10 protein-coding genes and 1 tRNA gene are annotated in these 14,551 nt (G+C 57.1%); 3 read left to right on the forward strand and 8 right to left on the reverse strand.

Translation table 11 applies throughout. The features are described from left to right. Positions 1-206: 206 nt before the first annotated feature. On the reverse strand, positions 207-581 hold the full coding sequence (locus ACR0D9_RS20140; RefSeq protein WP_209507997.1) for a hypothetical protein: 375 nt from the start codon (positions 579-581) through the stop codon (positions 207-209). Between the two features lie 91 nt (positions 582-672). Here ACR0D9_RS20140 and ACR0D9_RS20145 point away from each other — a divergent pair, with 91 nt between their 5' ends. After that, positions 673-1,431 carry an alpha/beta fold hydrolase gene (locus tag ACR0D9_RS20145; RefSeq protein ID WP_480489417.1) on the forward strand — a complete coding sequence of 253 codons (759 nt, stop codon included), beginning with the start codon at positions 673-675 and terminating at the stop codon, positions 1,429-1,431. Here ACR0D9_RS20145 and ACR0D9_RS20150 read toward each other — a convergent pair whose 3' ends face one another. From ACR0D9_RS20150 to ACR0D9_RS20170, 5 genes are all read right to left on the reverse strand, one after another. Then, the gene (locus ACR0D9_RS20150; RefSeq protein ID WP_267368020.1) at positions 1,432-1,617 is read right to left on the reverse strand and encodes a hypothetical protein; all 186 of its coding nucleotides are present in this window, start codon (positions 1,615-1,617) and stop codon (positions 1,432-1,434) included. It abuts the gene before it with no gap. Positions 1,618-1,889: 272 nt separating this feature from the next. Continuing rightward, positions 1,890-3,242, reverse strand: coding sequence for an HlyD family type I secretion periplasmic adaptor subunit (locus tag ACR0D9_RS20155; protein ID WP_480540043.1), 1,353 nt, complete (start codon positions 3,240-3,242; stop codon positions 1,890-1,892). 2 nt (positions 3,243-3,244) lie between these two features. After that, positions 3,245-5,467: a type I secretion system permease/ATPase gene (locus ACR0D9_RS20160; RefSeq protein ID WP_480484914.1), complete on the reverse strand. Its 2,223-nt coding sequence runs from the start codon at positions 5,465-5,467 to the stop codon at positions 3,245-3,247. Between the two features lie 40 nt (positions 5,468-5,507). Continuing rightward, positions 5,508-7,448, reverse strand: a complete 1,941-nt coding sequence (locus tag ACR0D9_RS20165; RefSeq protein WP_480540045.1) for a type I secretion protein — start codon at positions 7,446-7,448, stop codon at positions 5,508-5,510. 130 nt (positions 7,449-7,578) lie between these two features. Beyond that, positions 7,579-9,855 carry a hypothetical protein gene (locus ACR0D9_RS20170; RefSeq protein WP_480540046.1) on the reverse strand — a complete coding sequence of 759 codons (2,277 nt, stop codon included), beginning with the start codon at positions 9,853-9,855 and terminating at the stop codon, positions 7,579-7,581. Positions 9,856-10,461: 606 nt separating this feature from the next. Here ACR0D9_RS20170 and ACR0D9_RS20175 point away from each other — a divergent pair. After that, positions 10,462-11,214 (forward strand): helix-turn-helix transcriptional regulator, encoded by a 753-nt coding sequence (locus tag ACR0D9_RS20175; protein ID WP_480540048.1) that lies wholly within the window; start codon positions 10,462-10,464, stop codon positions 11,212-11,214. Further along, positions 11,207-11,704, forward strand: a complete 498-nt coding sequence (locus ACR0D9_RS20180) for a hypothetical protein (RefSeq protein ID WP_245220737.1) — start codon at positions 11,207-11,209, stop codon at positions 11,702-11,704. Before ACR0D9_RS20175 ends, ACR0D9_RS20180 begins: the two co-directional genes overlap by 8 nt. A gap of 106 nt (positions 11,705-11,810) precedes the next feature. On the opposite strand, the gene ACR0D9_RS20185 is transcribed toward ACR0D9_RS20180, so the two are convergent. Together ACR0D9_RS20185 and ACR0D9_RS20190 are read right to left on the reverse strand one after the other, a co-directional pair. Continuing rightward, positions 11,811-11,896, reverse strand: a tRNA-Leu gene (locus ACR0D9_RS20185). A 510-nt stretch (positions 11,897-12,406) separates the two neighbouring features. Beyond that, entirely contained in the window at positions 12,407-14,299 is a 1,893-nt protein-coding gene (locus ACR0D9_RS20190; protein WP_480540050.1) for a DEAD/DEAH box helicase, read from the reverse strand. Positions 14,300-14,551 lie beyond the last annotated feature (252 nt).

The following is a 14,551-nucleotide window of genomic DNA, read 5'->3' on the forward strand; positions in this document are numbered from 1 at the left end:
CGGCGAAGACGGCAACGCCGAAGTCGAAGCCCGCGTCCGCGCCCAGGTCGCAGACCTCTGCAACCGCTTCCCCATATACCCGAACCTGTAAACGTTGAAAAAGAAAAGAAAACGGCGCTCTTGAGGCGCCGTTTTTTTTGTTGTTTGAGCAGTCGCTTCGATAGAGGGGGATCTGGCCACGCGTCAGCTTGGCAGCCGTCTGAAAGTCAAATCAAATCGCGCCACCACAGAAAAACAAGCAACAGCGCTGTCAGAGCCAACAGATTGAAAGCCAGCCCCCCCAGCAATCCAAGGAACCAGCCCCACCTGCGATCCGCAAGATTGATGCTTCCCAGATGATCCTGCACTACGTCCGACGCCCTGACGAGCTTGGGAGTATCCAGAATCAACCGCATCTTCGGGTGCGACGCCATCGCCTCGGACCGGGCAAGCACCATGGCCTGCCGGTACACCCGGCGCGGCAGGCGTCGTTTTGCCTTGCGAATGGATGCCTCTAGCGTCTTGTCGCGCACGCCAAGCTTGGCACGCAGCAAGGCCACCGTCTCGGCGATCCGGGTCTGAATGTCTGGGTCCTGAGGCATTGGCTCTCTCCTGCCGCCGCAATCTAGCCTGCACCACAAAGACCTACAATGGGGCTGGTGATCCGCTGTAGGCGCTTGTATCACGCAAGCTATGCTGAACACGATTGTACATGGCGAACCGACCGCCCGCCCACCGCTGGTAATAGCACACGGCCTTTACGGATCTGCTCGGAATTGGGGCGTCATTGCCAAAAGGCTTTCAGACGAACGGCAGGTTGTGGCGGTGGACATGCGCAACCATGCTTACAGCATGTGGGACCCGAGCCACGATTATCCCCATCTGGCACAGGATATCGCCGAAGTCATAGAACAGATCGGCGGCGTGGCGGATGTTCTTGGGCATTCCATGGGCGGAAAGGCTGCCATGACCCTGGCCCTGCGGCACAATGGGTTGGTGAACAAGCTGGTGGTCGCCGACATCGCGCCGGTTCAATACGCGCACAGCCAAATCCAGTTCATCGAGGCCATGCGGGCTGTTGATTTTTCGCGCATCACCCGCCGGTCGGATGCGGAAATGCAGCTGGCCGATCAAGGCGTTGAGAAAGCGTTGCAAAGCTTTTTCACCCAATCGCTGGATATCAAGGGAAAACGGTGGTTGCTTAATCTGGATGTTCTTGCAGCCGAGATGCCAAAGATCATGGGCTTCCCCAAATTGGACGCCACATGGAATGGCTCCGCCCTGTTCCTGTCGGGCGCGGCATCGGATTATGTCCTGCCGGAACACCGCCCTGAAATCCGCTCGCTGTTTTCCGGCGCGCGTTTTGCCAAAATACCCGGAGCCGGGCATTGGCTGCACGCCGAAAAACCACGTGAATTCGAAGCAGCGGTTCGGACGTTCCTGAACGCCTGATCAGGTGCCCCGGTACAAGCGCCGGGCCACCATCCACGATGCCGGAGCAGCGATCACCGCCCCGGCAACTGCTGCGCCGACAATTGCGCTGACGGAAACCAATCCCGCAGACAGCACAGCGATTACGGCAGAACCTGAAATGGCAGTGGCGATCAGTGAATACAGCATGGCGGCAAGGCGAAACATGGTCGGGTGTTCCTTATGATGACTTCCGGCCAAACATGTCTCGATTCGAATGTGTTTTGCATTGATTTGCATCAGATGCGGAAATCTGGCGCTTCATGAACCTGTGATTTCGCAACCACCGTTGAGCCGATCCGCCAACCCGCCAAGGATGTGGAGCTTGTGAAATCCCAAGTCTTGCGCCGTCAAAGGTACACACCCTCACTTTCACGCTTTTCCCAAAAGGATCAGAACGCGACTTGAGGTAGATGAACCAACGGCCTTAGGCACCTAGGTTATTGCTCGCGAAACGCGCGCGACATGCTGTCCGACACAGGTTTGGCGATATAGGCCGCAAAAGTTCGTTCCTCGGTTTGGATCATAATTTCCGCAGGCATGCCGGGGGTCGGAACAAAGCCGCTGACCCGGTGCAGCTCGTCTGGGGTAAGTGAGATACGCGCCAGATATACCTCTTTTGGAACGCCTGCCGCCTCTTCAAGCAGCGCGTCGGCAGAGACATAAAAGACTTCTCCGTACAAAACCGGCGTTGTGCGCTGATTGAGCGCGATCAGTCGCACCGAGGCGGTCTGCCCGGTTACCACACTATCAATCTCGGTGCGTGGGATTTGCGCCTCAATAATCAACGGCGCATCGGCAGGCAGGATTTCGGCAATGGGTTCGCCCGTTTCGATCACACCACCCGGAGTATGATAATGCAGGCGAACCACTGTCCCGGTCACAGGAGCCCGTACCACGGCCCGGTCCAGGACATTACGGGCCTGACGGGATTTTTCGCGCACGCTTTCCAGATCTGCCTCGACCACGCCCAATTCATCCAGTGCAGCCTCGCGATAGGCGGATCGGGTGCGCGTAATCTGTTCCTGGTATTTCAGAAGCATCTGATTGATTTCAGCGGCCTCGGCCTGCAACCGGGCCTGCTGCCCCTCGGCTTCGGCCTGCACACGCCGGATCGTGTTCAATTCGCCCTTTCGAACCAGCCCTTTCTGGAAAAGCTGGTTTTTGGACTCGTACTCTTCCTGCAAGATCTCGGCACGTGTGACCATGCTGTCCAATTGGGCCTCAAAGCCACTTGCCCGGATCTTCAAAGCCTCCATATTGCGTTCCAAAAGTGCCACATCATTCAGCAAGGTCTTGCGCGACACATCAAAGCTCAGCATTTGACCGTCGAGAATGGCCATGACTTCCACGTCTTTGGAGGCCTCGACCAGATCTGGCGTAAAGACCAGACGATCCCGTTCCCCATATTCCGCCAGCAACCGCTCGGTCATCGCCTGCAAGCGCAGTTTGCGGATGAACAGCTCGCGCTCATTGGCCTGGGCCGAGGTCTGATCCAGCGTCATCAGCACCTGACCTGCCTGAACCGTTTGCCCCTCAGTGACCTTGATGTCTTCGATGATCCCGCCCTCAAGGTGCTGGACAATCTTGTTGCGTCCGGTGGCGACAAAACTGCCCTGCGCGATGACCGCCGCCGCCAGCGGGGCGCTGAAGGACCACACTCCGAAACCGCCAAAACAGACGACCAACATGATTATACCGATGACAATGAAGCGGTTGATCGAGCGCGGAACTTCCGCATACCAGACGTCAGGTTCACCGGCAGAGTGCCTTACGGGTACGAGGTCATTCATGGTCAGCCTCCCTGTTGCCCTTCAATTCCGGTCCGTTTGCGCGGCCCGTTGATCTGCTGAAGAACCTGCTCGCGCTGACCGAACAATGCGACGCGCCCATCGGTCAGCAACATGATCTTGTCTACCACATTCAGCAGGGTCGGTTTCTGCGTGATGACGACCACGGTAATCTTGCTTTCGCGCGCCTGTTCAATGGCACGCGCCAAGGCTTTGTCCCCGGCAACGTCAAGGTTCGAGTTCGGCTCGTCCAGCACCACCATTCGTGGGTTCCCAAAAAACGCCCGCGCCAGCGCAATGCGTTGTTTCTGTCCGCCCGATAAAGGCGATCCATCGGAGGCCACCACAGTCTCATATCCCTGCGGCAAGGTTGCGATCATGTTGTGTACATCGGCCAGAACAGCGGCGTCATGTATCTGTTCGTCCGTGGCATCGGCACGCATCCGGCCGATATTGTCCTTGATGGTTCCGGGGAACAGCTGCACATCCTGCGGCAGATAACCTATGCTTTCTCCAAACTGGCGCGGGTCCCAGTTGCGGATATCCATCAGGTCCAGCCGCACACTTCCCGACGTGGGCAGAACGGACCCGACAAGGGTTTTGCCCAAGGTGGTTTTGCCCGCACCTGAATTGCCGATAATGGCCAATGTTTCACCGGGGGTGAGTGAGAAGGTAATCCCGTTCAGAACCACACGTTTGGTTCCACCAGGGACATAGAGCAACCGCTCCACATCCAGCCGGCCTTCGGGGCGCGGCAGGCGCAACTTCTCGTGTTGCAGGGCCGAGGTGGACAGCAGCGCCTTGATCCGCCCATAGGCCGCGCGCGTCAGCAGGTAGCTGTTCCACCCTTCAATCGAACCTTCGATGGGCGCAAAGGCGCGCCCGGCAATGATCGAGGCCGCGATCACCATGCCGCCGGTAATCTCTCCCTGCAGTGCCAGAAATGCGCCCCATCCCAAAATGCCAATCTGTGTCAGCAGACGAACAGCGCGCGAGATCGCCGCGAAGATCACGTTACGGTCCTGCGCGCGCACCTGCCAGGTCAGGGATTGGGCCGTGTCCCGCCCCCAGATCCGCACCGCCTCGGGGATCATGGCCAAGGCGTTGATGATCTGGCTGTTGCGCGACATGGAATCCAGATGCAGGTTCGCCATGGACTGCGCTTTGTTCGCCTCGGCAAAGGGTTTGGCTGTCATTTTCTGGTTGATCAGCGCAATCGTCATTAGGATCAGCGCCGTCACCACGACAATCATGCCCAGTTGCGGGTGCACGAGAAAGATCATCAGAATGAACAGAGGGGCGAATGGCACGTCCAGAAACGAAATCAAAGTGCCCGAGACCAGAAAACCGCGCAGTTGCTGCAAATCGCCAAGAGTCTGATATTCGCGCCCGTTTCCGTGCAACGACGCGTGCGCAGCCGCACTAAGCACCGGTGCACCTAAACGAACGGCAACCTCGACACCGGTTCGCATCAGCGTAAACCGCCGCACCGCATCAAATGCAGACTGAAAAATCACAGCCCCGGCGACGATCGCGGTCAACATGATCAGCGTATCCAAGGACCGGCTGGTCAGAACTCTGTCACTGATCTGAAACAGGTAGATCGGGATCGACAGGATCAGAATATTGGTCGCGCAGGTCAGCACCAGAACAAATGCCAGGTTACGCCGGATCGCCCGGATCGAATCCCGCAATGTGCGCTGGAAATCCTCGGGCGGGGTGCGCTTGTGAAAGGTTTGGGGTGGCCCGTTCCCGTCACCGCCGCCGGAATTTGTCCGCAACAGTGGCTGGTTTGCCTTGGCCTCGATCGTCGCGCCCATGTGATCCGCGCCGGACGTGCGCGCAGAGGGGGTCTTGCGCGCTGTCGTTTCGTCCGCGGTTGCGTGATCCGGGCCGTCAGCATCAGCCACCCCGTCACCACCGCCCGCAATGTCCTTGTCTTGCACGGGCTGCGGCGGCGCACGCCGATGGGGAGGTTCAGCGCGCGGTTGTTCACATGAGTGTTTCTGGTCTTTGGCCGGTTTCAACGCATCGTTTTCAACCGGCCGGTTTTGATCTGGTTCAGGCACTCGGAACTCCTGCGTCAGATGCAGTCGGGTGGTGGCACCTGTGGCCCGTTTTGCAGGATCTGTCCCAGGTTCGGGATCCTGACGCTTCAGACCCAACCCGCCTTGCCTGTCCAGCGGGCTGGATAAAGGGTGGCGGCGCGACGAAAAAACAAACGACATTTAGAAACCTTCTGGTCACTCGATAAAATTCTTGGGGGGATCAGGCCAGCATGGTTTGCAGGCCGTCGTCAGGTGTTGTTGGATCAAGAGCCGGGGCATTCAGCGCCAGAGCCGCATCCGGTTGCGCGACGGTCATGTCACCCATGATGGCGGCAATTGCCTCATTGGTCATCGCGGTAATCTCGTCGTTGTCCGGCATGTCGATCAGGCTGGCCTGATGCAACAGCAGATCGGAATACGAACCGTCACCTGCCATGACTGTCGAGTCCACACCCATCTTGGTCAGATGCGCGGAGTTCAGCATGGCATTGCTGCCTGCGACAACCTCGGCCCCGGCAGCATTCGGGCCCGACAGGTCAATATCATCCTGATCCAGCATCATCGTGACCTGATTGACGATGTTCACCTGCATAAGATCTCCGTCGATCTTAAGGACGCGCAACTGCTCCATCCCGGCGAACATCGGATCATTCAGAAGCGCGTCTTCCAACGCGCCCATGTCCATTTCCTGTATGGCCAGCGCGTCAGCCATATTCTGTTGCATATCCTGGTGAACGTCCTTGCCGATCGTTTTGACCGACGCGTCGTTCATGAGCAGGTTTTCATCACCGTCCATCACCGACGCGGGCACTCCGCCGCTGATGATGTCGTCATCCATAAGGGCCATGGATTGAACCAGCACATCGACTGAAATCATGTTTCCGCCGATCATGATCAGATCGTAATAGCTCCCCAACTGCACGATATCGGCGACATTGTACATTTCGTTGTCGCCCAGCACGTAAAGCGTGGATGTGGCTGAAATTTCGGTCTGAATGTGATCGATATCGGTGGCATCTATACTCTGGTTGATGAAATTCGCGACCACCAGATCGCCGTGAACCCAGTCGACAACAACATAAGCGGGCTGGCCGCTTGTCCCGTCGACATCGTCCAGCCAGGCGGCCTCTTTGCCTTCGACTTCGATCACCGAAGACTGAACCAGGTTGGTACCGCTTCCGGCATTCATGGCACCTACGTCCCAGTCGGAAACAAGCGCGACCTGACTGATGACCGTCAGATTGATGGCCTGCCCGCCTACAACAATGTACGGAGCATCCACCCAACCAATAGTCGCAGACACTGCATTGATCGCCAGATTACCACCGGTCACCACCAGATGCCCGTCGTCAAAATCGGAATCCTTGGACTGATCCCATTCGGCGGGCCACGGCGTGTCCGCTTCATCGCCAGTCGCTTCATCCGGCTGATGGAAAGCAGGCAACAGGTCGGTCCATTCAGGTGCTTCGGCCATGTGCTCGCCATTGACGATCACGCCCAAGGCATCATCGCCATGGAACTGATACACGGTGACTCCATCCACATCCCCGTTCATCGGGTTCAACATCTGTTCGGCCAGTGCCTCGACCATCTCGATTGACTGGTAGTCCGCGAGTGAAAATGACGGGCTTGCCACGGCATGAAGTGACAACGCCATGTCCAGCATCTGCTCACCTTTTGCGATCAGCGCATCCGTGTCGCGAAATTCACCCTCGCCCACCGTGTCGTTGTCGCGCAGGAAAACCTTTTGCTTAACGTAACTCACCGCCGACCCCAACGGCACATTGTCAGGCCGCAGAATGACAAGCACTGGCGCGGATGACGGTCCAATCGTGTCGTCCGGTACAAAACGCTCGGAAACCGGCCCATCTCCACCAAGGATGATCACCGATTCATGTACAGGCCCCTTCGGCGCATCTGGTAGTGGCAGGTTAGGTTGAGGTGGGGCAAAATTGTATGGGAGGAGTTTGTACTCGCCCACCGGGATATCAAGATCGGCCCTGATATGGATCGCAGCAGGATCGTCCAGCCCGTCAATTTCAGCTTTTCGCCTCAGGGCAGTGAATTCATCATACTGGTCCCGCAGCCGGGCCTGTTCGATCGTAAGTTCAAATGTTCCAACAAAATGCGCTATCGTTTCCGTAATTGCGTCAAGGGCCATGTCGGTCATCCTTTTTCACCCGCACCGGCCAGAATTTCCGCTTTGGGTTCAGTTGGGCCGGGGCCACTGCACGCGGCCCCGGCATTTTCGAAAACAGCGAGGCCCGATAATGCGGGCCCCGCCTTTTGACTTATGCGTCGTTGTCGTCGCTTGCGTAGGACGAGGTCATCGAGCCACCGACCATGGTCGTATCGACCGAGTTGCCAAGCACGTTGGCCCCCATGACAATCGACTGGTTAAAGGCCGAGGTGTCGACAACAGCCGCTGCCGAGGCATAGGACTCGCCGGTCACGATGCCATCGCCACCGTTATTCGAGCCCCAGTTGCCAGCGTTGCCGCCTGCACCACCGTCACCCGAATACGCACCAGCCGCGCTGCCGCCCGTGATGGTCCCACCCATGGTGTCACCGGACATGGCTGTGCCGGTCGAGTATCCGCTGGCTCCGCCATTTGCGGCGGACGCGCCACCGGCACCACCTGCACCCGAGCTGGCCGCACCGGTCGCATCGCCCGAACCGGTCGATGTGGCATCGTTATCGGACATGCCCGAACCACCGTATCCGGCGATAGCTTCGGCCAGGCTGTCGGCGGCGCCGTTTGTATCGGCATCACCGAATACATCCGCCGCTCCGCCATCACCGGCGGTATTGGCCGCATCAGCAGACCCGGCACCGTTGCCCGAAGACGTGGATGTGGGCGTCGTTGTGCCGCCTGCTCCGCCGTCACCGTCTGCTGCAGACGTACCAGAGCCCGCTGCGTCCGCTGTGCCGTTGGCCGAATTGGATCCGCCATCACCACCGCTTCCATCCGTGTTCTGCGAATTGCTGGACGCACCGTTCACGTCACCCGGGCTTTGGTTGATGTCGGGGCCGCTTGCGGACTGGTCGCCAACACCCTGCGCATCCGAATCCGCGTCGGCGGTTCCACCGGAACCATCGCCGCCCGAACCGTCACCGCCTGAGCCATCGCCACCAGCGCCATCGCCGCCCGAACCGTCGCCACCGGTTCCGTCACCGCCTTCACCCGCTTCGGCATCAACCATGCCAAGCTCTTCCTGCAGGGCCATGATTGCAGCTTCGACCATAGCGGCAAATCCGCCTTCGCCGTCACCGCCGGTACCGTCACCGCCCGTGCCGTCGCCACCGGATCCTTCACCACCGGTTCCTTCGCCGCCGGTGCCAGGTCCGCCAGTTCCGTCAGCCGAGCTGTCCGCACCACTGTCAGCGCTGCCTTCTGCTGCGTTACTGCCAGCAGTTGCATCATTGGCTTCGGTTGTGCTGTCGCTGGAATTCGAAGACGAACCGTCTGTCGAGGCGCTGCCGTCACCGCCGTCGGAACCTTCGGCGTCTACGTCATTGCCGGCCAGACCAAAGCCCGTGCCGTTCGAGTCGGAATCGCTGTCGCCGCCATCGGCGCTACCCGAGGCATTCGAGCCGGACAGACCAAGGCCCAGTCCCAGACCAAACGAATCTGCGCTTCCGCCGTTACCGCCGGTTCCGTCACCATCAACGCTTGTGCTGCCGTCGTTGTCAGCAGAAGACGAACTGTCAGCGTCGCCGCCGTCGCCGCCGGTGCTGTCACCGTCAGCCCCTGCGCCGGACAGGCCAACACCAATGCTGGCGTTATTTGCGTCACCGGTATCACCGCCTGCGCCGCCACTCGAATCCGCGTCGGCGCTGCCGGTATCGCCACCGGCACCAAACGCATGGCTGCCCAGCGTGGTCGAGTCTGCCGAACCACCATAGCTGGTACCACCGTCGCCCGAATCTCCACCGTTGGACTTGACGCCTATACCTTCTTCAGCGTTGGCGGTGCCGCCATAGGCGCTACCATTCTGATAGAAACCGGAATTGTTCGAAACTGACGCCGATTCCAGCGTGTCGTCATCGCTCAGACTGGCGACCTGACTGTTGACGGACGCCATTGCGGTTCCGGCACCATCCATTGAGATATCGACATTCATGTCATCGCCGGGATCATAGTTCAGATCACGGCCTGCGGTGATTACGTCGCCAACCGACGCGTTATCTCCGAAGTCCAGATCAACCTGATCATCATCGCGCGGAATCCACTCTCCGCCACCAAAGTCGATATTGATCGCGTTGCTGTTTGAATTGTCGTTGGTGTTATCTCCGGCATTGAGCGTCTGGTCCTGATCCTGACCTTGATCCTGATCCTGGCCCTGATCTTGGCCTTGGTCCTGGCCTTGTTCCTGACCCTGATCCTGGCCTTGATTTTGGTCCTGGCCCTGATCGTTGGAGTTTTCGACAGTCTGGTCCTGCTGCTGCTGTTGTGCAGTCAGATCAGCTTCGACAAACGCCTCATCAATCGGGATTTCAACATTTACCGGAGCTTCCAGATTCTCGACATTAATTTCGTCGACGGTCGTTACGTTTGTATTATTCACATTACGTCTCATGACAAATTCCTATTTCTGGAACGCCAGACCGCCATTCATCTAAAAAGCGGCATCAGGCGAGATTGAAACAAAAATACCCGCGCAGCGCATGAACGCGCTGAAAGCGGTCTGTGGAAGTTTCTAAATGGCCACCTCCTTTCCCGGCTAAGCCGAAAGCGCGGCGGTTCATGAAGGCTGCTGAAATACGCAATGACCGGCGCGACAGGGACAGGCGCTTCGACAATTGAAGCCCAGCCATGTTCGCAGCGACGCACGCCCACGCCTAGCTAGTCGAAAGTTTTGAGGTGGTTACAACGTTGTTTTTATTACTTACTTTTAGAATACACCTGAGTTTGCGCTCACCTGCCCCGCATGACCCACCTACAAAAAATCGCAACAAAATAATTCAATTGTTTCCGCTGGTTGCACAAAAACCCAAGCGGAAACCTAACCGAAAGTTCTATGGCACGGGCTCTGGAAGAACTCCTCCCGGTTGTGGAAAACCATGCTTTCGAGTATAATAAAAGTTAATTACCTATTTGATTAGTTAACTATTTTAGACCGCCAGAATTCAAAAAAGAGATTTTTGGTTGACCCTGTTTGCGAGGGAATGTGATGAGTGTGTCATTGATAGAAGAAACTGCCAATCAGGATCTTTATTCAGAAGATTTTTCGGTTGTCTTTATTGGAAAAGAATTATTCTACTCCAATCAGACCCTAAGAAGCGTTCAAACTGAATTCGGGGTTCGCGCTCAGCGGTTCGAAACCCTCGAAGCGATGAACGGCCACACACCCGGTTGCAGCAAGATTATTGTTGTTGACCAGATGATGCTTGAAGACCTGTTGGCGCGCCCACTGGCCTATACCAAAAGTACGGGATCCGGCTGTCTTGCCTTTGCCTATCGCAAAGAAGAATCGGCCCGGCATATGTTTGAATCCTGGGATCGCGCGCAGTTCGGCGAAATTGGGTTTCTACCCATGAATGTGGCGCCCGATGCCTGGCGCGCCATCCTCAGGCTGCTGATGCATGAAGAACTGTACTTACCCAGCTTCCTTGCAGATTGCGTCGCCTTTCCTGGCCAGCGCACGCGGGACATCCCAGCCCGTCCAGTGACAAATGTCCCAAATGGTGTCGACCAGCAGTCGCGGTACCTGAAGCTGACGCGTCGCGAGAAGCAGGTCCTGCAACTTGTCTCGCAGGGCAAAAGCAACAAGTTGATCGCGGCCAAGCTGGGAATTACGGAACACACGGTCAAACTGCATATGCACAACGTGGTTGGCAAGATCGGCGTCAGCAACCGCACCGCTGCCGCGCATTTCTATTATGAGGTTGCGCCGCACGAGGCGCAGCACTCCGCCGTTGACTGATACGTTCGAAGCCCGGTTCGATCGCCTGATCCTTCTGGTTGGCAGGCTGAACTATATGTGGACCAACACCGAAAGCCTGTTGATCCACCTGATCGCTGGCCTTTCCGGAACGTCGAAAGACGTGGCCGTCATTATCTTCCTGACCCTAAACACAACCCGCGCGCGTATTGATCTGGTCGAACGGCTTGCCAAGATGGAGGGAAGGCCCGCGCAGGTTCGCGACCCGATCCTTGAACGCACGCAACGGCTCAGCAAGCTTTCGGGCATCCGAAACAAGTATAACCACTGCATCTATTCATTCGATCAGGAGAGCGGAAACCCGAAAACGATCCTGATGCGGATTGCTGACCGCAAGACCGATATAAAACTGGGTCGCGCGGATACGGTAGATGATGACGCGCTTCGCGAAATCGAAGCGGTCGTCAACCAGCTTTCAGCCGCGAACCAGGATATCTGGAGGCTGATCCGGGAATTGGGGTATCCGGTATAGGCCGGGTCATGAATAGGACGCCATGACGACGTAGTCTGCGCTTCACTGCATGTGCGGTCCCGAAGACGCGCAACACGGGTGGTGGAACGTTCCTTTCGAAAGTGCCTGGTGCGGGCGGTGGGACTCGAACCCACACGGGCATACGCCCTTCAGATTTTAAGTCTGATATGTCTACCATTCCATCACGCCCGCACGGCGCGGCCCTTTCGGACAGTGCAACGTCCTTACAAGCACAACGAGATGATAACAATGTGCTTTGACCCGCAGGATTGGGAAAAAATAGACGGCAGCGCTGGTGAAACTCAATTGCACCCAACGGTACCTCCATTGTCTCACTTGGCTTTGGTGCGGTCCGACATATCCACAGGTCCGATGCATCGGATCGACTGAAGGTACTTCTCCAAAGAGCAGGTGCTGTCAGCACCGAACCGTTTTCCGTTCTATCCCAAAAAAGAATTCGTCAGGGCGCTGGCCGAAAAAAACTCCCGGCATCACCACATTATTATCCTCTGGTTATCAAGAACTCGAACTGAGTCTGCCATCAATTTGCATGGCCGATTGGAGCGACAGTATGGTCCGCAGAGTATGATTATGTCTATCGCCCGGGCTCGCAGGCGCTGCGAAAGTCTGGTCTAACGGGCGGAACCCAGCGGAGTTTTGGCATGGCCAATGTCCGGAAAGGGCCTGTGCAAACGCTTCGACTTATTTTGAACGCCTTGGCACAGCGTTACCGCCCTTATTTGCCGCAGCGCGTGCACGGTTTTTCTTGCTGTTGGGCTTACCCTTTGGCGGTGGCGGGCCTTTTGGGCGGCGGTCAAGTTTTTTACTCAGACCACTGCGGTTGTCGTCATCGAGTTTGGGCTTGGCTTCAACTTTGGCCTTTTCAGGGGGCTTGGACACTGTCTTTTTCCGCGCTTTCGCAGGCTGCGGCTCGACAAGTCGGCTCGGTTTGCGTGCAGTCTTTTCCAGACCTTTCTTGCCTTTGGCAGCCCGGTTGAAGCTTGTCTTTGCTGAGTTCGACAAATCGGGGGCTGAATCCAACTGCACAATGTCTTTTGTACCCTCGATCTTCATTTCCGGCCCAATCGCCTCCAAAAAACCGGCGACGCTGCTTTCGCGAATTTCGATATAGGTCTCGTCGTCAACGATACGGATCGCACCGACATCGGATTTTGTGATGTTCCCCGCCTTGCACACCATAGGAAGTAGATATCGCGGAGACGCATTTTCGTTGCGCCCTTCTGACAGCGAAAACCAAACGCTCGGACCAAAAGGTGCGCTTTGCTTTGGCGCTGCTTCCTGAATGTCGTTTAGTTCTTCCGGAGCGGAATGCGCCCTGTTGTATTGACGGACATATGCCGCAGCGAGTTGTTCTGGCGAGAACCTTTCTACCAATTCGTTGACTGACTGCCGCTCGGTCTTTGTTATTTCAGAGTGCCAGTCCTCCGATCCGAACATCCGTTGCAGGTCTTGCGCTTTGACCTCTTCAGCGGAGGGTGCCGCACCCCAATCGGCCGTGAGTTTAGCGAATTTCAACAGCCTTTGGGCTTTTTTGTAAGAAGCCGGTGCAACGATCAGTGTGCTGACACCTTTGCGCCCTGCACGTCCAGTTCGGCCTGAACGGTGCAAAAGCGTTTCATGACTGCTGGGCAGTTCCGCATGGATCACCAGATCCAGATTTGGCAGATCAATTCCGCGCGCCGCGACATCGGTCGCTACACAGACGCGGGCCCGTCCGTCACGCATGGCTTGCAAGGCGTTTGACCGTTCACCTTGGGTCAGTTCTCCGGAAAGAGCTACAACCGAAAACCCGCGGTTGGACAGTCGGGCTGTCAGACGGCTGACCATGGCGCGCGTGTTGCAGAAAACGATGGCGTTAGGTGCCTCGTAGTAGCGTAGCACGTTAATGATAGCATTTTCACCGTCACGTGGAGCCACATTCATCGCACGGTACTCGATATCGGCGTGTTGCATCCGCTCACTGACAGTACTTACACGCTCGGCATCCCTTTGGTACCGGGCAGCCAAGGTGGCGATGGCGCGCGGTACCGTTGCCGAGAACAACAGTGTCTGGCGGTCTGATTGCGTTTGTTCGAGAATGAATTCCAGATCTTCACGGAATCCAAGGTCGAGCATTTCGTCAGCCTCATCCAACACGACGGCGCGTACGGATGCCAAATCAATCGAGCCGCGCATGATATGATCCCGCAACCGCCCTGGTGTCGCGACCACAATATGTGCCCCTCGGGACAGCGCCCGGCGTTCGTCGCGCATATCCATGCCGCCAACGCATGAGGCAATGAAGGCCCCTGCATCCGCATAGAGCCACCCCAGTTCTCGTTTGACCTGCAGCGCCAACTCTCGCGTCGGCGCGACAACCAACGCCAAAGGCGCGCCTGCCACATCGAAAACCTGCGCATCGCTCAAAATTGTTGGTGCGATGGCCAAGCCGAACGCGATGGTTTTTCCTGATCCGGTCTGCGCCGAAACTAACAAGTCTCGTCCCTGCAAATCCGGTGCGGACACGGCCTCCTGAACAGGGGTCAGCGTGTCGTATCCTTTACGCTTCAATGCGATTGCGAGTGTCGGGTTCATGGCTCAGCTCTCCGGAGTGATACGGTCACCCTCAGAGCTTCCGACACACGGGTCATAGTAGAAGCGCAGTCCATACTGCGAGGAGAACCGGATGTATAGATCGGAAAATGCGCCTCCCAATGAGCCTCCCCAACGGAACAGGTCCACACTTATGTTAAGGTTGTCCGCCATCAGCACCCATGGAACAGACTAGGTTGATTGCGTAGCGGAGGATTTCAGGCTCATCGTAACCATCAGAGAGTGGAGATGAGA

It is taken from the genome of Ruegeria sp. AK11, assembly GCF_056541095.1.

Excerpts from the sequence above, each read along its gene's own strand:
- ACR0D9_RS20140 (WP_209507997.1), bottom strand. The coding sequence starts at position 581 with ATGCCTCAGGACCCAGACATTCAGACCCGGATCGCCGAGACGGTGGCC.
- ACR0D9_RS20145 (WP_480489417.1), top strand. The coding sequence starts at position 673 with ATGCTGAACACGATTGTACATGGCGAACCGACCGCCCGCCCACCGCTG.
- ACR0D9_RS20150 (WP_267368020.1), bottom strand. The coding sequence starts at position 1,617 with ATGTTTCGCCTTGCCGCCATGCTGTATTCACTGATCGCCACTGCCATT.
- ACR0D9_RS20155 (WP_480540043.1), bottom strand. The coding sequence starts at position 3,242 with ATGAATGACCTCGTACCCGTAAGGCACTCTGCCGGTGAACCTGACGTC.
- ACR0D9_RS20160 (WP_480484914.1), bottom strand. The coding sequence starts at position 5,467 with ATGTCGTTTGTTTTTTCGTCGCGCCGCCACCCTTTATCCAGCCCGCTG.
- ACR0D9_RS20165 (WP_480540045.1), bottom strand. The coding sequence starts at position 7,448 with ATGGCCCTTGACGCAATTACGGAAACGATAGCGCATTTTGTTGGAACA.
- ACR0D9_RS20175 (WP_480540048.1), top strand. The coding sequence starts at position 10,462 with ATGAGTGTGTCATTGATAGAAGAAACTGCCAATCAGGATCTTTATTCA.
- ACR0D9_RS20190 (WP_480540050.1), bottom strand. The coding sequence starts at position 14,299 with ATGAACCCGACACTCGCAATCGCATTGAAGCGTAAAGGATACGACACG.